This is a genomic window from Nonomuraea mesophila, assembly GCF_004352805.1.
GTDB lineage: Bacteria > Actinomycetota > Actinomycetes > Streptosporangiales > Streptosporangiaceae > Nonomuraea > Nonomuraea longispora.
Genome location: NZ_SMLD01000023.1, coordinates 37,609 through 60,245, shown reverse-complemented (window position 1 = coordinate 60,245; position 22,637 = coordinate 37,609). Strand labels below are relative to the sequence as shown.

The 22,637-nt window shown below is 67.9% G+C and carries 20 protein-coding genes; 15 read left to right on the top strand and 5 right to left on the bottom strand.

The features are described 5' to 3' along the window. Positions 1-309: 309 nt before the first annotated feature. The 5 genes from E1295_RS11995 to E1295_RS11975 all read left to right on the top strand — a co-directional run bounded on the left by E1295_RS11995 (position 310) and on the right by E1295_RS11975 (position 9,350). Complete coding sequence (locus tag E1295_RS11995) at positions 310-3,228, top strand: AfsR/SARP family transcriptional regulator (RefSeq protein WP_132630331.1); 2,919 nt, start codon at positions 310-312, stop codon at positions 3,226-3,228. A gap of 68 nt (positions 3,229-3,296) precedes the next feature. Then, entirely contained in the window at positions 3,297-3,734 is a 438-nt protein-coding gene (locus E1295_RS11990) for a transposase (protein WP_132630330.1), read from the top strand. Between the two features lie 444 nt (positions 3,735-4,178). Next, a complete protein-coding gene (locus E1295_RS11985; protein ID WP_132630329.1) occupies positions 4,179-5,708 on the top strand; it encodes a trypsin-like serine peptidase in 1,530 nt (509 codons plus the stop codon). A gap of 433 nt (positions 5,709-6,141) precedes the next feature. Continuing rightward, positions 6,142-7,674, top strand: a complete 1,533-nt coding sequence (locus E1295_RS11980) for a trypsin-like serine peptidase (protein ID WP_132630328.1) — start codon at positions 6,142-6,144, stop codon at positions 7,672-7,674. 176 nt (positions 7,675-7,850) lie between these two features. Next, positions 7,851-9,350, top strand: coding sequence for a trypsin-like serine peptidase (locus E1295_RS11975; RefSeq protein ID WP_132630327.1), 1,500 nt, complete (start codon positions 7,851-7,853; stop codon positions 9,348-9,350). A 69-nt stretch (positions 9,351-9,419) separates the two neighbouring features. Here the strand turns inward: E1295_RS11975 and E1295_RS51805 are convergent, their stop codons facing one another. Both E1295_RS51805 and E1295_RS11965 read right to left on the bottom strand, forming a co-directional pair. Further along, entirely contained in the window at positions 9,420-10,772 is a 1,353-nt protein-coding gene (locus E1295_RS51805) for an NsdA family TPR-like regulatory protein (RefSeq protein ID WP_132630326.1), read from the bottom strand. Positions 10,773-11,008: 236 nt separating this feature from the next. Then, entirely contained in the window at positions 11,009-12,199 is a 1,191-nt protein-coding gene (locus E1295_RS11965; protein ID WP_246079986.1) for an NAD(P)-dependent malic enzyme, read from the bottom strand. Positions 12,200-12,473: 274 nt separating this feature from the next. Between E1295_RS11965 and E1295_RS11960 the strand changes: the two genes are divergently transcribed. The 4 genes from E1295_RS11960 to E1295_RS11945 all read left to right on the top strand — a co-directional run bounded on the left by E1295_RS11960 (position 12,474) and on the right by E1295_RS11945 (position 15,391). Continuing rightward, complete coding sequence (locus E1295_RS11960) at positions 12,474-13,328, top strand: ABC transporter substrate-binding protein (RefSeq protein WP_132630324.1); 855 nt, start codon at positions 12,474-12,476, stop codon at positions 13,326-13,328. 3 nt (positions 13,329-13,331) lie between these two features. Then, positions 13,332-14,159, top strand: a complete 828-nt coding sequence (locus E1295_RS11955; RefSeq protein ID WP_132630323.1) for an amino acid ABC transporter permease — start codon at positions 13,332-13,334, stop codon at positions 14,157-14,159. Next, a complete protein-coding gene (locus tag E1295_RS11950; RefSeq protein WP_132630322.1) occupies positions 14,156-14,899 on the top strand; it encodes an amino acid ABC transporter ATP-binding protein in 744 nt (247 codons plus the stop codon). The genes E1295_RS11955 and E1295_RS11950 overlap by 4 nt, the downstream gene beginning before the upstream one ends. A 66-nt stretch (positions 14,900-14,965) precedes the next feature. Continuing rightward, positions 14,966-15,391, top strand: a complete 426-nt coding sequence (locus tag E1295_RS11945) for a CGNR zinc finger domain-containing protein (RefSeq protein WP_132630321.1) — start codon at positions 14,966-14,968, stop codon at positions 15,389-15,391. 1 nt (position 15,392) lies between these two features. On the opposite strand, the gene E1295_RS11940 is transcribed toward E1295_RS11945, so the two are convergent. After that, complete coding sequence (locus E1295_RS11940; RefSeq protein ID WP_281284734.1) at positions 15,393-15,797, bottom strand: S24 family peptidase; 405 nt, start codon at positions 15,795-15,797, stop codon at positions 15,393-15,395. Between the two features lie 17 nt (positions 15,798-15,814). On the opposite strand from E1295_RS11940, the gene sodN reads away from it, so the two are divergent. The 3 genes from sodN (at position 15,815) to E1295_RS11925 (ending at position 17,633) form a co-directional block, all read left to right on the top strand. Further along, positions 15,815-16,216 (top strand): superoxide dismutase, Ni, encoded by a 402-nt coding sequence (gene sodN / locus E1295_RS11935; protein WP_132331356.1) that lies wholly within the window; start codon positions 15,815-15,817, stop codon positions 16,214-16,216. A gap of 173 nt (positions 16,217-16,389) precedes the next feature. Continuing rightward, complete coding sequence (locus tag E1295_RS11930) at positions 16,390-16,836, top strand: ATP-binding protein (protein ID WP_132630319.1); 447 nt, start codon at positions 16,390-16,392, stop codon at positions 16,834-16,836. 17 nt (positions 16,837-16,853) lie between these two features. Next, a complete protein-coding gene (locus E1295_RS11925; RefSeq protein ID WP_171055307.1) occupies positions 16,854-17,633 on the top strand; it encodes an RNA polymerase sigma factor SigF in 780 nt (259 codons plus the stop codon). Here the strand turns inward: E1295_RS11925 and E1295_RS11920 are convergent. Continuing rightward, positions 17,630-18,013 carry a hypothetical protein gene (locus tag E1295_RS11920; RefSeq protein WP_132630318.1) on the bottom strand — a complete coding sequence of 128 codons (384 nt, stop codon included), beginning with the start codon at positions 18,011-18,013 and terminating at the stop codon, positions 17,630-17,632. The two genes, E1295_RS11925 and E1295_RS11920, sit on opposite strands and share 4 nt — an antisense overlap. Positions 18,014-18,102: 89 nt before the next feature. On the opposite strand from E1295_RS11920, the gene E1295_RS11915 reads away from it, so the two are divergent. Then, on the top strand, positions 18,103-19,062 hold the full coding sequence (locus E1295_RS11915; protein ID WP_132630317.1) for a diacylglycerol/lipid kinase family protein: 960 nt from the start codon (positions 18,103-18,105) through the stop codon (positions 19,060-19,062). A 274-nt stretch (positions 19,063-19,336) separates the two neighbouring features. Beyond that, positions 19,337-19,591, top strand: coding sequence for a WhiB family transcriptional regulator (locus E1295_RS11910; protein ID WP_132331363.1), 255 nt, complete (start codon positions 19,337-19,339; stop codon positions 19,589-19,591). A 72-nt stretch (positions 19,592-19,663) separates the two neighbouring features. Here E1295_RS11910 and E1295_RS11905 read toward each other — a convergent pair whose 3' ends face one another. Then, positions 19,664-21,133, bottom strand: coding sequence for a PAS domain-containing sensor histidine kinase (locus tag E1295_RS11905; RefSeq protein WP_132630316.1), 1,470 nt, complete (start codon positions 21,131-21,133; stop codon positions 19,664-19,666). 508 nt (positions 21,134-21,641) lie between these two features. Here E1295_RS11905 and E1295_RS11900 point away from each other — a divergent pair. After that, entirely contained in the window at positions 21,642-22,361 is a 720-nt protein-coding gene (locus tag E1295_RS11900) for a GntR family transcriptional regulator (RefSeq protein ID WP_132331367.1), read from the top strand. Positions 22,362-22,637: the final 276 nt, after the last annotated feature.

Genomic DNA, 22,637 nt, shown 5'->3' with positions numbered 1-22,637 from the left:
AGGCAAGTCGAAGGACAGGGATGAAGGGCATACCGCCCGGCCCCCGCGAGCGGGCGGAGCCCCCTGATTCCGGGCGTCGGCAGGCGTAGGAGCACCCGGTTCTCCATTCACGTTGGGGGTCTACGGTCGCGGGCCGTGGCGCGGAGCCCTTCGACCGGAGATGACCTCGCAAGCATGAATGCCGCTTCTCTCGAGATTCTCTGGAGATTGTCATGATCTTGTCGCGTCGATCTGTTACCGCATGTTGCGTCCGACGAGACCGCTGGGGCGGACCATGTCTCCCAGGTAGGCCAACCGAGGGAGCGTTCATTGCAGATTCGGGTCTTGGGTCCGGTCGACATCCGGCGTGACGACCGCGTGGTGCCGGTCGTCGGGGAGAAACAGCGCACGTTGCTCGCCCTGTTCGTGCTGCGGGCCAACAGGATCGTGCCGCACGAGGATCTGCTGACCGCTCTATGGGGCGACAGGCAACCGCCCACAGGGCGAAGGGCCCTGCACAACCACCTGTGGTCACTGCGCCGTGCCCTGGGCGACGACGCCGAGATCTCCACCAGCGCCGGAGGCTACGCGCTCGTCCTGCCGGCTCACGCTTCGGATCTCGCCCTCTTCCGCTCCGAGGTCGCCTCCGCCGGCGAACACCGCCTGCGCGGTGACGTCGCCGAAACCGCAGAACGGCTACGAGTGGCGCTGGCTCTCTGGCGTGGTCCCGCCCTTGCGGGGACTCGCCTGGAGTTCCAGAGCGCCGAGGGTCACCGGCTGGAGGATCAGCGGATCGCCGCACTCGCCGAGCGGATCGATGCGGATCTCGCCTTGGGCAGGCACGCCGACCTGATCGGCGAAGTGCGGCACCTGGTCGATGCCGATCCCTTGAACGAGCGTTTCCGGGAGCAGCTGATGCTCGCCCTGTACCGGGACGGTCGCCGGGCCGAAGCGCTCGAGCAGTACAGGCTGGCACGTACGTGTCTCCGCGACGAGCTCGGGCTGGAGCCGGGAGAGCCGCTCAACCGGCTTCACCAAGCGGTGCTCGCCGCCGACCCCGCTCTCCGGCTCGTCCAAGGCGCACCGTCGCCGGGCAGGACGCCGGAGCAGCCCCCCGAGCGCCTCGTGCCCCGGCAGCTCCCCGCCGACATCGCGCGGTTCACCGGCCGTAGGGAGAGCCTCGACGTACTGGACGAACTGCTGGACGCCTCACCCGACATGGGAACGCTGGTGCTCTCGGCTCTCGTCGGCGCCGGAGGCGTGGGCAAGACAGCGCTTGCCACGCACTGGGGGCACCGGCGGGCCGACCACTTCCCCGACGGCCAGCTGTACGTGAACCTGCACGGATACTCGCGAAGCACCCCCGTGGACCCGGCCGCGGCCCTCCACCAGCTTCTTCTCGGGCTGGGCGTGCCCCAGGACGAGATCCCCTACGATCCGGAGGAACGCGCGGCCATGTACAGGTCCCTGATCTGCGACAGGCGCATGCTGGTTCTACTGGACAACGCCGCCTCCGCCGAGCAGGTACGCCCGCTGCTTCCAGGAGCCTCGGCCAGCAGAACCCTGATCACCAGCCGTGACTCGCTCCGCGCACTCGCCGCCACCCACGACGTCGGCGTGCATTTCCTCGACGTGCTCTCACCGGAGGAGGCGGTCGCGCTCCTCCGAGCTCTCCTGGGGGACGAGCAGGACCACGACCGCGACACGATCGGCGAGCTGGCCCTGTTGTGCGGCCGTCTCCCGCTGGCGCTGCGCCTGGCGGCCGCGCATGTGCGAGGTCGGGAGGCGGGGGCGGCGCGTGACCTCGTCGCACGATTACGGGCGGGTGACCGGCTCACCGCCCTGGACATCTCCGAGGACCCCCACATCGGCGTACGGGCCACGTTCGGCCTCTCCTACCAGGCGCTGCCCGAGTCGGCACGTTCCGTGTTCCGGTCGCTCGGCCTGCATCCCGGTCCTGACCTGAGCATGGACGCGCTCACGACCATGGTCGGGCTGGATCGGGAGGCGGCCCGCGAGGCGGTGGACATCCTGGTCAGAGCGCACCTCGTCCACCGCGACGCGCGGCAGCGCCTCACCGTGCACGACCTGATCCGCGAGTACGCCCGAGAGCTGGCCCTGGCACAGGACGGACACCGGCCGGCGTTGACCCGCCTTCTCGACTGGCATGCCCACACCGCCCGTGCCGCGATGGCTTTCGTCGATCCCACGTCCGCCCTGCTGCACCCCTCTGTCCCACCGCCGCCTGGGGGCGTACGGCGATTCGACGAGCGCGACGAGGCCATGGCCTGGCTTTCTGCCGAGCACCGCAACACGGTCGCCCTCATCCTGCTGGCCGCCCACGACGGCTGGCCGGTACACGCGTGGCAGCTCGCCTACATCACCGCCTATCACTTCCATCTCATGGGGTATGTGGACGACTGGATCGCGACGCACCGTGCCGCCCTGCGAGCCGTCCGGCAACTCGGCGATCGAAACGGCGAGGCGAAGGTGCTCACCACGCTCGGTCACGCCCTCCTGCCCACCGACCAGTACGACGAGTTCCTCGAGTGCCAGCGGCGGGCGGTGGAACTCGCGGTCCTGTCCGGCGACCGTGCGACGCAGGCAGAAGCGCTGTTCTATGTGGCGTACGGCCTGTACCGCACGCGCGAGCTGCCGGCCGCCCTCGACACGTGTACACAGGCCTTCGCTCTTTATCGCGAGAACGGCGACCACGCGGGCGAGATCGCCGTCACCGACCTGCTCGGGAAGATATACGTGCGGCTCGGCGACATGCCTGGTGCGCTGACCCACCTGAACGTCAGCCTGGAGTGGCTTCGCCGGCGGGGACGGCGCTACGACGAGGCGTACACGCTGATGGAGATGGGCACGGCCCACGCCGGGCTCGGCAACCTGGACGAGGCGCTCAGGTGTCACCGCGAAGCACTGCGCATCAGCCGCGACATCGGCAACCGCGAGGGGGAGGCGGAGGCCCTGCGCAGAGCGGGGGGCGTCGAGGCGCGGCAGGGGCGGTTCGCCGATGCCCTCCGTGCGCAGGAGGAGGGGCTCGTTCTGGCGAGACAACTGCCTGGCCGGCTCCTGGAGTGCAGGGCGTTGAACAGCCTTGGCGGCACGTGTCACGCCCTGGGTGATCACGAAGCGGCCGTTCGGCACCACAGCGGCGCGCTGGAGATCGCCGAGAAGATCAAGGATCCGTACGAGATGGCGGCGGCCCGTGACGGGCTCGAACGATCCCGCCCACCCCGATAGGCACCCGGCCAAGGAAGATCTTCTTTGGTTCCTCTGACACAGAGTGTTTACCTTGTCACCATGAGCGCATGCGTCGTGGTGATCTGACCAACGCCGAATGGGAACGCCTGGCGCCGCTGCTGCCTCCGGAGGAGTTCCTCCCTTTCGACGACAGCAGGCGCAGTCGTCCGCGGACCGGACATCGGGCAGCGATCAACGGGATGCTCCACCAGGCCCGCACCGGCGAGCACTGGCGGGACCTGCCGCAGCGGTTCGGCTGCTGGGTCGCCATATACAAGCGTCACCGGCGGTGGGCGGCTGACGGCACCTGGCAGCAGTTGTTGTCCGCGATCGAGGTCGTGCAGGGCACATGCACACAGACACCTGACGGCACGTCGAGTCGTCGCCCGACGTTGCGCGCCGTCCCGCCGCCGGCGCCGCGGCGCAAGCGGGCCGCTCCAAGCGATCCGGTGCTGGCGCGGCTGCGCGCCCACCTCGCAGAGGTCGTCAGCCGAAGGACCGTGTAGGTCCGCGGCCGGTCGCCGTCCCCGGGAGAGGGGAGCGCCTCGTTGCCGGGGCAACAAAATCCCGACAAACAGGGCCAATGTGGATGTATTGGGTCGGAACCTGAAGATCACCTGTGAGGAGCGGAACATCTTAGACGGGCTAGGGCTCCATCCGGTTCCTGTGATCTAAGTCACATTCGACTGACTACACTACGTGTCGGGACACTAACGGAACTTTTGTTCCGCAAGGACCATGCCCCTCATACCCTGCAAAAACGTAACGCCTCGGTCACCATACGCGAAGATCTCTGACTGATAACAGCACGGTAACGGCGGTAGGGGGGCCTTCCGGATCTTCCGAACCGGGTTTCACCTGCGGAGATCACCACGCTATGTTCCTTGCTATCCCTTTACTGACGCATGGGACGCAAGTTGCGACCCACGACAGAGCAAGGAGCAGTTCCCTTGAAGCGCATTCTCATCCCCGCCGGTGGTGCCGTCCTCGCCACCGGTCTTCTCGCCGCCGGCCTCGCCGGTACGGCTCAGGCCGACAGCACGATCTCCAAGGACAACCTGGCGGCCAGCGCGGCCAACGCGAACGCCATCGCGAGCTTCTGGGCGGAGAACAACGGTGCCGCCCTCAAGGCCGCCAAGGAGTCCAACGTCTGGGCCAAGTCCGACGTGACCAAGCTGAAGAGCAAGGGTGGCTACAGCTCGGACACCAAGCCGGGTTCGACCGCCCCGATCGGCGAGGAGAAGAAGTCCTCCTCGAAGACGCAGAACGTCAACATGCCGAAGACCATCGGCAAGGTGTTCTTCGTCAACAGCAAGGGCGAGAAGAAGTGGTGCTCCGCCACCTCGATCCAGTCGAAGTACCGCAACCTGGTCGCCACGGCCGGTCACTGCGTGTACGACACTGCGAAGAACGAAGCCACCATGGACAAGTGGGTCTTCGTTCCGGGGTACTACCAGGGCAAGGCTCCCTGGGGCATCTACGTCGGTAAGACGGCCTTCACCCACTACGACTTCGACGTGTACGAGGACTACGACCGCGACTACGCCTTCGTCACCGTGTACAACGGTGTGAAGCTGGACGCGACCAAGTCCAAGAACGTGTCCAAGGAAGAGTGGGACAAGTACGAGGGCCTGAAGGACGCCAAGGACGTCGAGGTCAGCAGGGAAGAGTTCCGCAAGGGCAAGCTCGACCCGAAGACCGCCGACTACTACTGGCGTCAGAAGGGCAGCGAGGCTGAGCTGGCCGGCCCCGACTACCCGGGCGCCGAGGTGGCCAAGCTCGAGGTTTCCGAGAGCCGCTACAAGGCCGCCCGCGTCGGCAAGGGCAACGGTCGCAAGTTCGGCGAGCCCATCGTCGAGAACGTGACCTACAACCAGGCCGCGACCTACCTGAAGAACCAGAAGACGAACCCGAGCAAGTACCCGGGCACCGTCAAGCTGGACAGGCGGGGCAACTCCACGATCACGCACTACTACGTGCAGGCGTGGTACAAGCCCGGCAAGGCCGCGAAGTACTTCAAGACCGTCTTCTACATCATCGACCACAAGTCCCTGGACGCGGGTCGACTCGGTGACAACGTCGGCGGTCAGGGCTTCGCCTGGAACCAGCCCACCGGCAAGGCTGTCCGCGTGTTCGGCTACCCGGCCGCTCCGCACCCCGACGGCAACAAGAACTACACCGGCATTACTCCGAAGTGGTGCTACGGCAAGACCACGAAGAAGCTGGTCGGTTCGGCTGCCAAGAAGATCGAGGAGCACGTCGCCCTCAAGTGCGCCATGACCGAGGGCGCCGACGGTGGCCCGTGGCTGTACAAGTACAGCAACGCCAAGCGTCTCGGCTACGTGAACGGTGTCGTGAGCACCTTCAACGACCAGGACGGCAACGGCCGCGTCGACTACATCTCGTCGCCGTACTTCGACGGCGAGACCAACACCGTCTACAAGGCCGCTGCGGCCTCGTGGTCCGGGAAGGTCGTCTAAGTAACACATAGCGACCGGCCTCGAACCGTTCGTTAGGCGTTACAAGCGAGGGGCTCGGCAGCTGCCGAGCCCCTCTGCTTTTCCGGCTCGGAAGTGAAGGCGTTTGGACGCACGGGACCGCCAGTTGGTGCCATGCACCCGTTGTGATGTGTGTCACATCGTCCCGTCGACCCCGTTCGGCGTGACCCCGGTGTCCCGTCGAGCACCCTGAGAACGCACTCATGTTGATCAGGGCAAACAACAACAAAGCGAGCTTCGCTCAACTCCTGGGGCTCAGCCAGCTAAACATCACGAAACGATCACGCCCGACTTGTCGCACCTTTTCCTAGCAAAGCGGCTACCGGTTCCCAAGATCGACACTGTATGTTCCTGGCTATCCCTTTACTGACGCATGGGACGCAAGAGGCGTTCCACGACAGCGCAAGGAGTCACAGTGAAGCGCATCCTCATCCCGGCTGGTGGCGTGGTTCTGGCCACCGGCATGCTGGCTGCTGGTCTGGCCGGCACCGCTCAGGCCACCGACAAGACCGTCGCCAGCGACGCCCTGGCGGCGAACGCCAAGAAGGCGGCGGAGACGCTCGAGTTCTGGACCAAGTCCAACAACGCTGCCCTCAAGGGCGCCGTGGCTTACAGCCCGGACTCCCTCGAGGTCAAGAAGATCTCGAGCAGCGGCGGCTACACCGCGGACACCAAGCCCGGTTCCACCGCGCCGATCGGCGAGGAGAAGAAGTCCTCCTCCAAGACCCAGAACGTCAACTTCCCGAAGTCCATCGGTAAGGTGTTCTTCGAGGGTCGCGACGGCAAGCTGTACTGGTGCTCGGGCACCTCGATCCAGTCGAAGTACCGCAACCTGGTCGCCACGGCCGGTCACTGCGTGTACGACATCAAGGCCAACCAGGAGACCGTGTCTCGCTGGGTCTTCGTCCCCGGTTACTACCAGGGCAAGGCTCCTTGGGGCGTCTACGTGGGTAAGCAGGCCTTCACCCACTACGACTTCGACGTGTACGAGGACTTCGACCGCGACTACGCGTTCGTCACCGTCTACGACGGCATCGGCGGTTCGCTGAACAAGCCGAAGCAGGTCACCAAGGCCGAGTTCGACGCCTACAAGGGCGAGAAGGAGGCCAAGGACGTCGAGGTCAGCAGGGACGAGTACCGCAAGGGCGTTCTCGACCCCAAGACCGCCGACTACTACTCGGTGCAGCGGGGCAGCAAGGCCGAGCTTGCCGGCCCTGACTTCCCGGGCGCCGAGGTGGCCAAGGTCGAAGTTTCCGAGGGCCGGTACAAGGCCGCGGGCGTCGGCAAGGGCAACGGCAAGAAGTTCGGCGAGCCCATCGTCGAGAACGTGACCTACAACGACGCCTGGAAGTACCTCCAGAACCAGCGCCGGGACCGGGACAAGTTCCCCGGCACCGTCAAGCTGGACAGGCGCGGCAACTCCACGATCACGCACTACTACGTGCAGGCGTGGTACAAGCCGGGTTCGGAGCGGAAGTACCTCCGCACCGACTTCTTCATCATCGTTCACGAGGTGAAGAGCGTCGGCAAGCTGGGCGACAACGTTGGTGGCCAGGGCTTCGCGTGGAACCAGCCGACCGGCAAGGCTGTCCGGACGTTCGGTTACCCGCAGGGCGCGCACCCCGACGGCAACAAGGCCTACACGGGCGTTACGCCGAAGTGGTGCTACGGCAAGACCAGCAAGAACACCTACAAGATCCCCGAGTACAGGGTCGAGGAGCAGGTGGCGCTGAAGTGCGCCGTCACCGGTGGCTACGCCGGTGGCCCGTGGCTGTACAAGTACAGCAACGCGAAGCGTCTCGGCTACGTGAACGGTGTCACCAGCCTGATCGTCGACAGCGACGACAACAAGCGCTACGACACCATCACCTCGGCGTACTTCGACGGTGAGGCCAACACGGTCTACAAGGCCGCTGCGGCCGCGTGGTCCGGCAAGCTCATCCCGTAGTTTCCGCTACGGACCTGAACGAGGACTCGTCTTCGTTCACCAGCTCAACCCGAAGGGCTCGGCATCCAGCCGGGCCCTTTGGCCGTTAATAGCGTGAAATCTGTGAACCCCCTTACAAGAGTGACTCAAGGGTCGATAGGGTTCTTACGCCCGTTTTGACAACTGTGGAGCCTCCCGTGAAGCGCCTGCTCATCCCCCTAGCCGCCGCCGGCCTGAGCGCCGTTACCCTTGCAGCACCCGCCACCGCCAAACCGAACTGGGCGTCCGACCCCCTCCAGCCCAAGCCCGCCGACGCCTACGGCGCCGCCTTCTTCTGGCTCGACTCCAACGGAGCCGCGCTGAAGAAGGCCACCCAGTACACCCTGGACACCAAGGCCGTGCCGAAGATGGTGACGTCCGGCGGCAACGGCAGCACGGACAACGGCAAGCCCGGGAGCACCGCCCCGACCGGCACGACGAAGAGCTCCGCCAAGGTCTCGAACGTCAACCTGCCCAAGACCGTCGGCAAGGTCTTCTTCCTCGACAAGGCCGGTCGCTACCGCTGGTGCACGGCCACGTCCATCCAGTCCAGGAACCGCAACCTGGTCGCCACCGCCGGACACTGCGTGTTCGAGAACGGCAAGGACGACGTCTACGACAAGTGGATCTTCGTCCCCGGTTACTACCAGGGCAAGGCCCCCTGGGGCGTCTACGTCGGCGCGTACGCCTACACCGCGTACGACCTGGACACCTACGACGACTACGACGGCGACTACGCCTTCGTCGCCGTGCACAACGGCTTCTCCCTGGGCCCGGAGAAGGCCGTCTCCTTCAAGCAGTTCAAGGCCTGGGCCGGCGACAAGTGGGTGAAGCCGCGCGAGATCAGCCGCGAGGAGTACCTCAAGTGCGTGCTGAACCTCGGCGAGTGCTACTCCGAGGGCAAGAGCACGCCCGCCGACCTGGTCGGCCCCGACCACCCCGACGCCGTCCTCGAGAAGGTCGAGGTCAGTGCGGCCAAGTACAAGGCCGCCAGGGTCGGCAAGGGTCAGGGCTTCAAGTTCGGTGAGCCCGTCGTCGAGCACGTCACCAAGCGCAAGTGGGCCGCCTACCGGGGCCCCGGCGACAAGGGCAGGGGCCCCGACGCCCTCGGCAACTACAAGATCACCCACTACTACGTGCAGAAGTGGGTCAAGCCCGGCACGTCCCGTAAGTACTACGAGGCGCAGTTCATCATCGGCATCGCCAAGGACATGGGCCGGCTCGGCGACACCGTCGGCGGTCAGGGCTTCTCCTGGAACCAGCCGCTGAACCAGAAGGTCATGGCCTTCGGCTACCCGTCGGCCCCGCACCCCGACGGCGACAAGCCCTACACCGGTGTGACGCCGAAGCACTGCTACGGCAAGACCGGTACCAAGACGACGCAGGTCAACATGTTCAGGGTCGACACGCACCAGACGCTCAAGTGCTCGATGACCCCCGGCGCCGACGGCGGCCCGTGGCTCATGAAGTACAGCAACGCCAAGCGCGTGGGCTACGTCAACGGCGTGACGAGCATGTTCCACGACACCGACAAGAACGGCCGGATCGACACCATCAGCTCGGCCATCTTCGACAGCGAGACGGCCGACGTGTACAACAAGGCCAACTACGCGACCACCAAGAAGATCGTCGGCCCGCACGGCGAGCTTCTCAAGTAAAAGGCACGGTGTGACGGCCCGGATCACCCGCAGGGGTGGTCCGGGCCGTTCCGTGGGGAGAACGCCGCTTCAGACGGCGATGGACAACTGCCGTTCGCGCAGCGCCCGCACGGGCCGCTCGTTGCGGTAGGGCTTCAGGCGCCGCCGCAGGTCGTCGGCGTAGGAGCGGGACCGGGACGACTGCAGCTCGCCCGAGAGCTCCAGCGCGCCGGCGGCGACCTTGCAGGCCTCCTCCAGCTCACCCGACTGCAGCAGACCCGCGGCCAGCAGCGACAGGTTGAACATGCGCCCGCGCACGTAGCGGCCGTCCATGTCGAGCGAGCGGTGCGCGTGGCGGACGACCTGCTCGCCCGCCCCGAGATCACGAAAGCAGTGGGCGAACTTGGCCGACAGGTAGGCCTCGTCGAAGTAGCTCAGCCACGGCGGCTCGTCGGCGGGCCTGCGGGCGTCGAAGGCGCGCTCGGCCTCGTGGATCGAGGCGGAGCAGGAGCGGGTGTCGCCCATGGCGGCGTGGGCGTGGGCCTCCAGGACCTTCGAGGAGGCCAGCAGGGTCTTGACGCCGGCCCCGCGGGCCGCCATCTGGGAGGCCCTGGCCAGGTCGAGGGCGTGCGCCGGCTGACCCATGTAGATGGCCTGGTGGGCCATGCCGGCCAGGATCTCGCCCCCCAGGGTCTGGTCGTCGGCGCCCCTCGCCAGGCGCAGGGCCTGGATGAGATAGCGCTGGGCGAGGCCGTGCTGCTCCATGTCGTAGGCCATCCAGCCGGCCAGCCGGGTCAGCTCGGCGGCCGCGGACGCCAGTTGCTTGCCAGTGGCGTCGTCGTAGGAGCCGTCCTTGAGCAGCGGGGAGACGGCGTTGTCGAGATATCTCACCACGGACGAGCGGACCCGGCCGCTGCCGAAGCGGTTGTCGAGCTCACCGAACGATCGGGTGACCTCACGGATGGCGGCGATGTCCGCGCGGCCCACCCGCCGCGCGCCCATCCCGCTCGGACGTCCCTCGGTGGGGAACGTCAGCCAGCGTATGGCTCCTACGGAGCCGGCTCCGATCGCGAATGTCGAGTCGATCAGAAACCTTCGTCGCTCTACATCGGCACGCCATAGCGCCGTCACGGTCGCGACCCCCTCCTGCCAGGTGTGCGTGAACTCCTGTCCGAGATCGAGGGGGGTGACGGCCGGCATGCCCAGGTCTTCCGAGGTGACCCGTCTGCCCAGCCGTAGCGCGAAGATCTCGGTGAGCAGACTTGGCACGGGATCACGCGGTTTCTGCCCGCCGATCCAGCGCAGCACGGAACTGTGGTCGTACTTGAGGCCTGGTGTCCCGCGTGCGGCTCCCAGATCGTTGAGGCGTCTGGCCAGTCCCTTATGGGAGAACCCCGCCTCCGCGATGAGTTGCTGCAGCAGACGGTTAGGCTCGCGTTCCATCGCTCTCCTCGTCGCAGGAGCCGGCGCCCACAATCTTTACAGAGAGCTACAGTTATAGCACTTAGCGTAAAGAAAATGTGGCAGTTCGCTGACCTCAACCAGACTCCATCCCACGCGAGACCCGTCTGCGCCCCCTCTCCTGCGAAGGGCCGCACCTACCCGCCGTTTCGCGGGATAACCGCGGCAAGAGAAAAGCGAGGGCCTGACAGGCCCCCGCTCGGGAGAGACGGCGCAGGTCAGGCGCGGGCGACGCCGTCGGCGCGGGCCTGGGCGGCCACAGCGGCGGTCACGGCGGGCGCGACCCGGTCGTCGAAGGGGCTCGGGATGACGTACGTCGCCGACAGGTCGTCGCCCACGACGCCGGCCAGCGCGGTGGCCGCGGCCACCTTCATGTTCTCCGTGATGGTGGTGGCCCGCACGTCGAGGGCGCCGCGGAAGACGCCGGGGAAGGCGAGCACGTTGTTGATCTGGTTGGGGTGGTCGGAACGCCCGGTGGCGACGACGGCGACGTGCTTGGCGGCCACGTCGGGCTCGACCTCGGGCGTCGGGTTGGACAGGGCGAAGACGAAGGCATCGGGAGCCATGGACGCGACGGCCCGCTCGGACACCGTCGAACCCGACAGCCCGATGAACACGTCGGCGCCCGCGAGGGCCTCCTCGGTCGACCCGGTGTGCCCGGCCTTGTTCGTCTGGCGGGCGAGCGCCTCCTTGACCGGGTTGAGGCCCTCCCGGCCCTGGTAGATCATGCCCTTGGAGTCGGCGACGGCGATGTCGCCGATGCCGGCCTCCAGGAGGATCCTGGTGACGGCGACGCCGGAGGCGCCCGCGCCGGCCACCACGGCGCGCAGGTCGCCGAGTGCGCGGCCGGTCAGGCGGGCGGCGTTCTTGAGCGCGGCGAGCACCACGATGGCGGTGCCGTGCTGGTCGTCGTGGAAGACGGGGATGTCGAGCAGGTCGCGCAGCCGGTCCTCGACCTCGAAGCAGCGCGGGGCGCTGATGTCCTCGAGGTTGATGCCGCCGAACGAGGGCGCGAGCCGCGTGACGGTCTCGACGAGCGCGTCGACGTCGGTGCAGTCGAGGCAGATCGGCACGGCGTCGACGCCGGCGAACTCCTTGAACAGCAGGGCCTTGCCCTCCATGACCGGCATGGCGGCGGAGGGACCGATGTCGCCCAGGCCGAGCACGGCGGTGCCGTCGGAGACGACGGCGACCACGTTGGGAACCCAGGTGTACTCGCCGGCCAGGGCGGGGTTGTCGGCGATCGCGGTGCAGACCCGGGCGACGCCGGGCGTGTAGGCCAGCGACAGGTCGTCGGCGTCGCGGACGGGGACGGTCGAACGGACCTCGAGCTTGCCCCCGCGGTGCAGCGCGAAGGCAGGATCGACGTCGAGTGTGTCAAGAGAAGAAGATGCGGGCGTGGCAGCCACAACGACCCCTGTGCATATCGGTGGTGGAAGAGACCTCCGGCGACGAGCGCGAGCGGGCTGGCCTCGGTAGCTGCCAGGATCCCCTCGTCGGTCATCTCGGAGGGGGGTTACGGGGGTCACCCGTGGGCCCATCTTGCCACATGGTGAGATGGTGTCGGCGCCGACGCCGTTCCGTTGACGCATCGTTAAAACACAGATGACGTACCTGGACAAAACCCCATTTAAACTGCACAAAACGCAAGTTTCGTGGCTTTTCACTTCGAGGAGGCCGTACATGGCCCTCAGCCCCAAGGGCCGCCGTGGCTATGCCGCCGGCGCGCTCGCCCTGACCGCCGCTCTCGCGCTTGCCGCGTGCGGCAGCGAATCCGGCTCGAGCTCCGGCACCACGAGCGCCAGCGCCTCCGCCGCCGGTGGCGCCCAGCTCGTGCAGCCGGGCAAGCTCACCGTCTGCACCAACATCCCGTACGAGCCCTTCCAGTTCAAGGACGACAGCGGCAAGATCGTCGGGTTCGACGTGGACATCGTCGACCTCGCCGCGAAGAAGCTCGGCGTGGAGCAGAACATCGTCGACATCGACTTCGCGGTGATCAAGAGCGGCGCCGCCATGGCCGCCAAGAAGTGCGACGTGGCGGCCGCCGGCATGACCATCACCCCGGAGCGCCAGCAGAACATCACCTTCTCCGACCCGTACTTCGACGCCACGCAGGCGCTGCTCGCCAAGAAGGGCACGGGCGCCAAGTCGCTGGAGGACGTCAAGGCCAAGGGGCTCAAGCTGGGCGCGCAGGCCAGCACCACCGGCCTCGACTACGTCAAGAAGAACGGCCACAACCCGACCGAGTACGCCGACTCGTCCAAGGAACTGCTCGCCCTGCAGGCCGGCCAGGCCGACGTGATCGTCCAGGACCTGCCCGTCGTGCTCACCTGGCTGAAGAAGCCGGAGGTCGCGGCCAAGTTCGAGATGATCGCCAGCCTCGACACCGGCGAGCAGTACGGCATCGGCCTGAAGAAGGACGCCGACCCGGTGCTCCTCAAGACGATCAACGAAGAGCTCGCCAAGGCCAAGGAAGACGGCACGTACGAGAAGATCTTCGTGAAGTGGTTCGGCAAGAAGCCGGGCGAGCTGAGCTGATCCATGGCCCACCAGCCGACGACGGCTGAGCCTGTCCGCGCCAGGCTCAGCCCCCGGAAAAAACAGCAGATCAGCCGCGGCGTCCAATACGCCATCCTGGTCCTGGCGCTCGTCGCCGTGGCGCTGTACGCCGACTGGGGCAGCCTCGCCGAGAACTTCGCCAAGGTGCAGGTGGCCGAGCAGGCGCTGCCCGACCTGTTCACCATCGCGCTGCGCAACACGATCATCTACGCGGCCGGAGGCTTCCTCTTCGCGTTCGTGCTGGGCCTGGTGCTCGCGCTCATGCGGCTCTCCCAGGTCAAGCCCTACCGCTGGATCGCGCTGCTCTACATCGAGGTCTTCCGCGGCCTGCCCGCTCTGCTGATCTTCCTGATGATCACCTTCCTGCCGCTGGCGCTGCCGGGGTTCGAGGTGCCGTTCGGCACCTACGGCCAGGGCATCCTCGGTCTCGGCCTGGTCGGCGCCGCCTACCAGGCGGAGGTCTTCCGCGCCGGGCTGCAGGCCGTGCCCAAGGGACAGACCGAGGCCGCCAGGTCGCTGGGCATGTCGGCGACCAGGGCGCAGATCACGGTGGTGATCCCGCAGGCCGTGCGCATGGTCATCCCGCCGACCACCAACCAGTTCGTCTCCTTGCTGAAGGACTCGTCGCTGGTGCTGTTCCTGGGCGTCTCGGGCGAATACGTCGAGCTCGCCAAGTTCGGCAACGACCTGGCCTCCCAGTACGCCAACGCCACGCCCATCATGGTGGCGGGCGTGACGTACCTGATCGTCACGATCCCGCTGGGATACCTCGCGTCCCGGCTGGAGGGACGTAAGGGGAGGAACCGATGACGCACGCCATCGAGCTCAAGAACCTGCACAAATACTTCGGCAAGAACGAAGTGCTCAAAGGCATCGACATGACGGTCGAGTCCGGGCAGGTGGTCTGCGTGATCGGCCCGTCGGGATCGGGCAAGTCCACCCTGCTGCGCTGCGTCAACCTCCTGGAGGAGCCCACCAAGGGCAAGGTGTTCGTGGAGGGCATCGAGGTCACCGACCCCGACGTCGACATCGACGCCGTACGCCGCCGCATCGGCATGGTCTTCCAGCAGTTCAACCTCTTCCCCCACATGACCGCGCTGCAGAACGTGATGATCGCCCAGCAGCGGGTGCTGAAGCGCGGCAGGAGTGCGGCCGAGGTCACCGCCCGGGAGAACCTGAACAAGGTCGGCGTGGGCGACAAGTGCGACTCGCTGCCCGGCCAGCTGTCGGGCGGCCAGCAGCAGCGGGTGGCCATCGCGCGGGCGCTGGCCATGGACCCCGACCTGATGTTGTTCGACGAGCCGACCTCGGCGCTCGACCCCGAGCTGGTCGGCGACGTGCTGACCGTCATGCGCAAGCTGGCCGAGGAGGGGATGACCATGCTCGTGGTCACCCACGAGATGGGCTTCGCCCGCGAGGTGGCCGACCGGGTGGTGTTCATGGACGGCGGCGTGGTCGTCGAGGACGGCCCTCCGTCGCAGGTGATCGGCGACCCGCGGCAGGAGCGCACCAAGGCGTTCCTGCACCGGGTGCTGCACCCCGAGGGATAGCGCGAGCGGCGGGCCGGCCCCACGGACCGGCCCGCCGTACCGGCCGTCGTGATGTAATGGACCAGGATGGACCTGACCTCTTACGCCTCGTGGGCGGTCCGGCTGGCCGACGATCCCGCCCCGCCGCCCGATCTCGCCCGCCTGCGCGAGGAGCTGGCCGCGGTGTTCGACGCGGCCGGCGACGACCGGCGGGTGGTCGAGCTGCTCAACGCCCTGCTCGTGCGCTATCCCGTACGCCCTCAGCTCTCCGACCACGACGGCGGGCCCTGGCACCTCCACCTGGCCGACGACTACGCCGCCTGCGCCGTGATGGGCCTGGCCGCGGTCGTGGCCGAGCTGGGCGTCGACCGGCTCGGCCGGTGCCTCGACCCACGCTGCGGCAAGGCGTTCCTCGACACCTCGTCCAACCGTTCGCGCCGCTACTGCTCGGCCCGCTGCGCCAGCCGCGCCAACGTGGCCGCCTTCCGCGCCCGCCGCAGGACCGCCTCCTGACTCAGGACGTCTGCCGCCGGCGGCGCGGCCGGGGCGCGGCGCCCGCCCGGCGCACCAGCGGCCAGTAGCGCAGCACCACGCGGCCGACGATGTCGTGGACGGGGCCGAAGTCCCAGCTGTCACGCCGGCCGCCGGCCCGCTGGTTGTCGCTCTCCAGCCACCAGCCGTCAGCGCCGTGCCACTGCGCCCTCTTCACGATGAGGCGTCGCGGGTCGCCGGGGAGCCTGGCCACCACCAGGTCACCGGGGCGCACGGCGGCGCCGCGGCGTACGAGGAGCCAGTCTCCCGGCACCAGCGCGGGACGCATCGAGTCGCCTTCGACACGCACTCTCATGGGCTGCGACCCCCTACTCCACGGGCACCGGGACCCGAGTAAGGTCGGTTGTGGACCAAGCTGATTCAGCATCAAGGAAGGACTTTCCGATGCTCGCACGACTGCTACGACCCAAGCATGTCGCATCCGCACACTGCGACCTGCCCTGCGGGGTCTACGACCCCGCCCAGGCCCGCATCGAGGCCGAGTCGGTCAAGGCGATCATGGAGAAGTACGCGGCGAACGAGGACCCTGTCTTCCGCGCCCGCGCGGTGACCATCAAGGAGGAGCGCGCCGAGCTGGTCAAGCACCACCTGTGGGTGCTCTGGACCGACTACTTCAAGCCGCCGCACCTCGAGCAGTACCCTCAGCTCCACCAGCTGTTCTGGGACGCGACAAAGCTCGCGGGCGCCGCCGGCGCCAAGGGCACGGTGGACGTCGGCAAGGCCGAGGACCTTCTGGGCAAGATCGACGAGATCTCGAAGATCTTCTGGGAGACCAAGGCCGCCTAAAACGGCACCTAAGGCTCTGCGCGGTCGGCGACCGCGCAGAGCCTTTTCCATTGATGGCGAGTCTGAAGCGTCCAAGCACCGCTCAGGGGCGGTAAGTTGCAGTTGGCGTCGGATACGGTGGGTCGCGCTCAGCGGCCCGCCACGTGGCGGTTCCCACGTACGCGAGGAGGAACGTGACCGAGGAAACCGAGACCCGCGCGGAAGGCGTGGCAGGCATCCGCGACGTGGTGAGCATCAGGCTCCCCGCCGCCAGTGCCTACCTGTCCGTGCTGCGCACGGCGACCGCCGGGCTGGCGGCGCGGCTCGACTTCACGCTGGACGAGATCGAGGATCTGCGGATCGCGGTCGACGAGGCGTGCGCCATGCTGCTGAGCGAGGCGGTGCCCGGCACCGACCTGACCGCCGAGTTCGAGCTGACCGGCCAGGAGATGCAGGTCAGGGTCGAGGTCGCGACCGTCGGCAGCTCCGCTCCCAAGCGTGACGACTTCGCCTGGATGGTGCTGACCGCCCTGGCCGACGACGTGGACGCCGTGGCACCTTCCCAGGGCCTTCCCGATCGCATGGCGATCGTCCTGCGTAAGCGCCGAGGCGCGGCCCAGAGAACGGCGGGGCCGGCGTGACGGAAAGGACTGGAGCCATGGCCACCAGCGAACACGCCGTGCCCGACAGGGTCCGTGCCCGCAGGCTCTTCGCCGAGCTGGCCGAGCTGGGTCCCGAGGAGCCGCGTCGCCAGCGGATCAGGGACGAGCTGGTCGAGCTCCACCTTCCGCTGGTGGAATACCTGGCGCGCCGCTTCCGCAACAGGGGCGAGTGGCTCGACGACCTCACCCAGGTCGCCACCATCGGCCTGATCAAGTCGATCGACCGGTTCGACCTCAACCGGGGGGTCGAGTTCTCCACCTACGCGACGCCCACGATCGTCGGCGAGATCAAACGGCACTTCCGCGACAAGGGCTGGGCGGTCCGCGTGCCGCGCCGCCTGCAGGAGCTGAAGCTCTCGCTCACCAAGGCCATCAGCGATCTGTCGCAGCGCGAGGGCCGGGCGCCGACGGTCTCCGAGCTGGCCTCCTACCTCAAGATGACCGAGGAGGAGGTGCTCGAGGGCCTCGAGTCGGCCAACGCCTACTCGACGGTCTCGCTCGACGCCCCCGACTCCGGCGACGACGACGCTCCCGCGGTGTCCGACTCCCTCGGCATCGTGGACGAGTCGCTCGAGGGGGTCGAATATCGCGAGTCGCTCAAGCCGCTGCTGGAGCGGCTGCCCCCGCGCGAGAAACGCATTCTGCTGCTGCGCTTCTTCGGCAACATGACGCAGTCGCAGATCGCCACCGAGCTCGGCATCTCCCAGATGCACGTCTCACGCCTGCTGGCCCGCACGCTGGCCCAGCTGCGCGAGGGCCTGACCGCCGACGACTAACCGTCTCCATAGAGCGCGTGGGTGGTGGGGGGCGCCAGCAGGGTGACGAGCCCTGCCAGGGCGACCACGATCAGCGGGATGCCGAGCCGCGGCTGGTCCGACTGGATGAGCGTGACGGCGACGGGCAGCAGGAAGATCTGCGCCACCACGGCCGGTGACCTCCCCCACCGCTCCATCTTGAGCAGGCCGCCCCAGGCCACCCAGAGCAGCCCGGCCGCCACCAGCAGCGCGAAGCCCGACTCCGCCAGGGCCGTCGTCACGTTGTCGGGCGTCCCGGTCAGCGTCTGCACCGCGACGAGCACGCCGAGCCCGAGCGCGACGAGCCCTTCCAGGGCGACGACGGCGGCGGCGACGAGAAGGGTAAGCGGGCGACCTTTCACGCCCGTACCCTACCGCCCGGGACGTTCGCTCCGAGAAACAGGACGTAAGGCCCATAAAACGGACGAGCCAGACCGGATACGCTGGCGATATGCGCGCCATGCTGCTGGTCAACCCCAAGGCCACCACCACCAACGCCCGTACGCGTGACGTGCTGATCCGCGCGCTCGGCGCGGCCGTCGACCTCGCCGTCGAGGAGACCCGCTACCGCGGCCACGCGGCCTCGCTGGCGTCCACGGCGCTGGCCAAGGGATATGACCTGGTGGCGGTGCTCGGCGGCGACGGCACGATCAACGAGACCGTCAACGGCCTGCTGAACCCGGTGGACGGCGAGCCCGCGCGCGACGACCCCAGCGCCGGCCGCCCCGGTCTGATCGTCATCCCCGGCGGCAGCGCCAACGTCTTCGCCCGCGCCCTGGGCCTGCCGAACGATCCGGTCGAGTCGACGGGCGCGGTGCTGGAGGCGCTCAGGGAAGGGCGGCGCAGGACCGTGGGGCTGGGGCAGGCCCTCTGGGAGGGGCAGAGCCGCTACTTCACCTTCTGCTCGGGCATGGGATATGACGCCGAGGTTGTACGGGCCGTGGAGGGCCTGAGAGGCGCCGGGAGGAAAGCTACCCCCACACGGTATGTGAACACGGCTCTGCGGCACTATCTGGCCACGGACAAGCGGCATCCAGCGATGACGCTGACCGGCCCGGGCATCCCCACCGCCGAGGGGGTGTACATGGCGATCATCTCCAACACCTCTCCATGGACGTACGTCGGCGCGCGGCCCGTGAGGCCCACCCCGTGGGCCTCGTTCGAGACCGGGCTCGATCTGCTCGGGTTGCGGCGCATGGGCCCGCTCGCGCTCGCGCCGGTGATCCGGCACATCCTCACGGAGAGTGACGTCCTTCCGTCCGGCCGGCACCTCGTACAGCTCCACGACGAGCCCGAGTTCACGCTCACCGCGAGCCGCCCGGTGGCCTTCGAGCTGGACGGCGACTACCTGGGCGAACGCGAGACCGTGACGTTCCGGTCCACGCCGAACGCATTACAAGTTCTGGTCTAGTCGATTACAGTCGGTCATTATGTGACGCATCCGACATCCATATCAGCCAAAACTTCGCGTCAACCCTCTTGCGTGCACTCAAAGTGACTGAAAGGCTCAACACTGACGTCGGAACGTAGGACCTTTAAAACCCCGAGGTCCTCAAGGCGTCGAGCGAGCGACCCCGGTCCTCACAGGATCCCGGGTGATTGTTCGCGCGAGTTAGTGAAACTCTTCACAAAGTAGTAGCCGCACGGAGCCGACCTAGAGGCTCCATCTACTAAGGAGTGGACGCATGGACTGGCGCCACCGAGCTGCCTGCCGTGACGTGGACCCCGAGCTGTTCTTCCCGATCGGCAACACCGGCCCCGCCCTCCTCCAGATCGAGGAGGCCAAGCAGGTCTGCCGGTCCTGCTCGGCCGTCGAGGCCTGCCTGAAGTGGGCGCTGGAGTCCGGACAGGACGCCGGCGTCTGGGGCGGACTGAGCGAGGACGAGCGCCGCGCACTCAAGCGCCGTTCCGCCCGCGCCCGCGCCCGGCTCTCCGCCTGACCGACCGCACCCCCTGCTCCGGCGCGTCCACGGGATGTGCCCGCCGGCGGCTCGAACGCGGATTCGTCCGGGTCAGGCCGGCGGGAGCGGGATCGACATCACCACCTCCGTGCCGCCTTCCAGCCGCGGTTGGATCGACAGCCGGCCCGACAGCTCCCCCACCACCAGCGTACGCACGATCTGCAGCCCCAGGCTGGTGGAGCTGTCGAGGTCGAACCCGCTGGGCAATCCGCCCCCGTCGTCCCAGACCGTGAGGTTCAGCCGGTCGTGCCCCGGCTCGACCACGACCTCCAGCCGCTTGGGCCTCCCATGCTGCAACGCGTTCTGCAACAACTCGGTCAGCGCCATGGCCAGCGGTGTGGCGATGAGCGACGGCAGCACGCCGAAGCCTCCCACCCGCCGCGGGGTCACGGCCACCTCCGCCGAGGACACCTCACCCGCCATCGCGATCACCCGGTCGGCGATCTCGTCGAAGTCGACGAACTCCTCCGGCGCATGAGAGAGCGTCTCGTGCACGATCGCGATCGACCCGACCCGGCGTACCGCCTCCTCCAGCGCCTCCCTGCCCTCCGGCACCTGCAGCCGCCTGGCCTGCAGCCGGAGCAGGGCGGCGACGGTCTGCAGGTTGTTCTTGACCCGGTGGTGGATCTCGCGGATCGTGGCGTCCTTGGTCATCAGCTCGCGCTCGCGCCTGCGCAGCTCCGTGACGTCCCTGATCAGCACCAGCGCGCCGATGCGGCCGCCGCCGACGATCAGCGGGATCGCTCTGAGCTGCACGATCGTGCCGCCGGACTCGACCTCGGTCTCCTTCGCCGCCCGCCCGCTGGCCACGATCATGAGGTCTTCGTTGATGGGCTCGTCGGCATAGCACAGCTGCGCGGTGACCCGCCCCAGCTCCGCCCCGACCAGGTCGGCGTGCAGCCCGAGCCTCCGGTAGGCGGACAGGGCGTTGGGCGAGGCGTAGGTGACCCGCCCCGCCCGGTCGAGCCTGAGCAGGCCGTCGCCCACGCGCGGCGAGCGGACCAGGATCGGCTCGTCCCCGGAGAACGGGAACCGGCCCTCCGCCACCATCTGCGCCAGGTCGGAGGCGCTCTGCAGGTAGGTCAGCTCCAGCCGGGAGGGAGTGCGGGCCGAGGAGAGGTTGGTGGAGCGCTGGATCACCGCGAGGAAGCGGGCCTCGCCGCCCTCCACGGCACGGCGTACGGGGATCGTCTCCTCCCGGACGGGCACGCCGGTGGACCAGTCGGGATCGCCCTCGCGGCAGATGCGGCGTTCGTTCCAGGCGGTGTCGATGAGGTGGCGCTCGCCCTTGGCCGCCACGCTGCCGACGATGTCGTCGTGGTAGACCGTCGGGCCGGTCGTCGGCCGCATCTGGGCGATCGCGATCCAGCCGTTCTCCCCCAGCAGCGGGGCCCACAGGATGAGGTCGGCGAAGGACAGGTCGGCCAGCAACTGCCAGTCGGAGACCAGCGAGTGCAGCCAGTCGAGATCCGCCTCGTCCAGCGCTGTGTGGCGGGCTACGAGGTCGCTCAGTGTCGGCACGAGTGCATCATGCGTGCTTTCCCCCGCAACAGCCAAACCGGCCGCCCGGCGCCGGGCCCGCTGAGGTGGGCGTTTGGCCGCCCAGCCGGTATACGGGTCCACCTTCCGGGCCTGTGCCCACGCTCTGGCATATTGACGACAGGTGCGGCATCGTGCCCAGTAATGACCCTTTCGTGAAATCTCATATTGTGAGAACCCTCACACAGCCGACACCGCTCAGCTCCAGGAAAAGGGCTGGGCGCGACCAGCCGGAGGTGATCCGTACGAGCGGGTCGTCTCCCCGCGACACGGCTCGCGGACCGGCCTCGGTTGCGATCGCGCACGTCGCTGTGGATATCCTTCACCATCAACCTGAGCAGCCCGGATCCGTGCGTGCCAGCTGTCGTACGCGCTCGGCGCCGGTCGGCGGCTCCGGCCCGCGGTTGACCGCTCGGGCCGAAGTGAGTTCCGATGATCTCGCGGTGACCAGACACGCCCTCACCGCCGTGGCAGAAGTGAAGGTGAGAGCGTGACTGACGACAGCCCCCGCGTTCCGAAGTACTACGACGTGAAACGGAGCCTGCTCGAGCTCACCAAGAGCCTCGCGCCCGGCACCGCGCTGCCGCCCGAGCGCACGCTCGCCGTACGCTTCGAGACCTCCCGCACCACGGTCCGGCAGGCGCTGACGGAGCTCGTCGTCGAGGGGCGGCTGCTGCGCATCCAGGGCAAGGGCACGTTCGTCGCCCAGCCGAAGGTCGCCCAGGTGCTCCAGCTCACCTCCTACATCGGCGACCTGCGCACGGCCGGCCTGGAGCCCGACACCAAGATCCTGGAGATCGGCTACATCACCGCCGACGAGGCGCTGGCCAGGCGTCTGGCCATCAACCCGGGCGGGCGCGTGCTGCGCATCCACCGCCTCAGGCTGGCCAACGGCGAGCCGGTCTCCATCGACACGACCCACCTGTCCGCCCGCCGCTTCCCCCGGCTGCGGCGCGAGCTTGAGGTGCACGCGTCGTTGTACGAGACCCTGCACAACGCCTACAACGTGCGGCTCACCGACGCCGAGGAGATCATCGAGACCGTGCTGGCCACCCCCTACGACGCCAAGGCCCTGGGCGTCGACGTCGGCCTGCCGATGTTGCTGCTCACCCGCCACGCCTTCGACGCCGACGGCAACCCCGTCGAGTGGGCCCAGTCGCTCTACCGCGGCGACCGGTACAAGTTCGTCACGCGCCTGCGCCGGCCGTGACAGACCCTCGTCGCTCCACCGCCGCGACCGGTACAAGTTCGTCACGCGCCAGCGCCGGCCGTGACAGACCCTCGTCGCTCCACCGCCGCGACCGGTACAAGTTCGTCACGCGCCAGCGCCGGCCGTGACAGACCCTCGTCGCTCCACCGCCGCGACCGGTACAAGCCTGCGCCGGCCGTGACAGGCCCTCATCCGTTACGGCAGGCCACCTTGCCCGGACCCGCCGACCCCGGCTCGCCTCCGTCGAGCGCCGGTCGTGAAGGCTCACGGGGCGCT

Coding starts and splice junctions, on each gene's coding strand:
- E1295_RS11990 (WP_132630330.1), top strand. CDS start 3,297: ATGCGTCGTGGTGATCTGACCAACGCCGAATGGGAACGCCTGGCGCCG.
- E1295_RS51805 (WP_132630326.1), bottom strand. CDS start 10,772: ATGGAACGCGAGCCTAACCGTCTGCTGCAGCAACTCATCGCGGAGGCG.
- E1295_RS11960 (WP_132630324.1), top strand. CDS start 12,474: ATGGCCCTCAGCCCCAAGGGCCGCCGTGGCTATGCCGCCGGCGCGCTC.
- E1295_RS11955 (WP_132630323.1), top strand. CDS start 13,332: ATGGCCCACCAGCCGACGACGGCTGAGCCTGTCCGCGCCAGGCTCAGC.
- E1295_RS11950 (WP_132630322.1), top strand. CDS start 14,156: ATGACGCACGCCATCGAGCTCAAGAACCTGCACAAATACTTCGGCAAG.
- E1295_RS11945 (WP_132630321.1), top strand. CDS start 14,966: ATGGACCTGACCTCTTACGCCTCGTGGGCGGTCCGGCTGGCCGACGAT.
- E1295_RS11940 (WP_281284734.1), bottom strand. CDS start 15,797: ATGCTGAATCAGCTTGGTCCACAACCGACCTTACTCGGGTCCCGGTGC.
- sodN (WP_132331356.1), top strand. CDS start 15,815: ATGCTCGCACGACTGCTACGACCCAAGCATGTCGCATCCGCACACTGC.
- E1295_RS11925 (WP_171055307.1), top strand. CDS start 16,854: ATGGCCACCAGCGAACACGCCGTGCCCGACAGGGTCCGTGCCCGCAGG.
- E1295_RS11915 (WP_132630317.1), top strand. CDS start 18,103: ATGCGCGCCATGCTGCTGGTCAACCCCAAGGCCACCACCACCAACGCC.
- E1295_RS11910 (WP_132331363.1), top strand. CDS start 19,337: ATGGACTGGCGCCACCGAGCTGCCTGCCGTGACGTGGACCCCGAGCTG.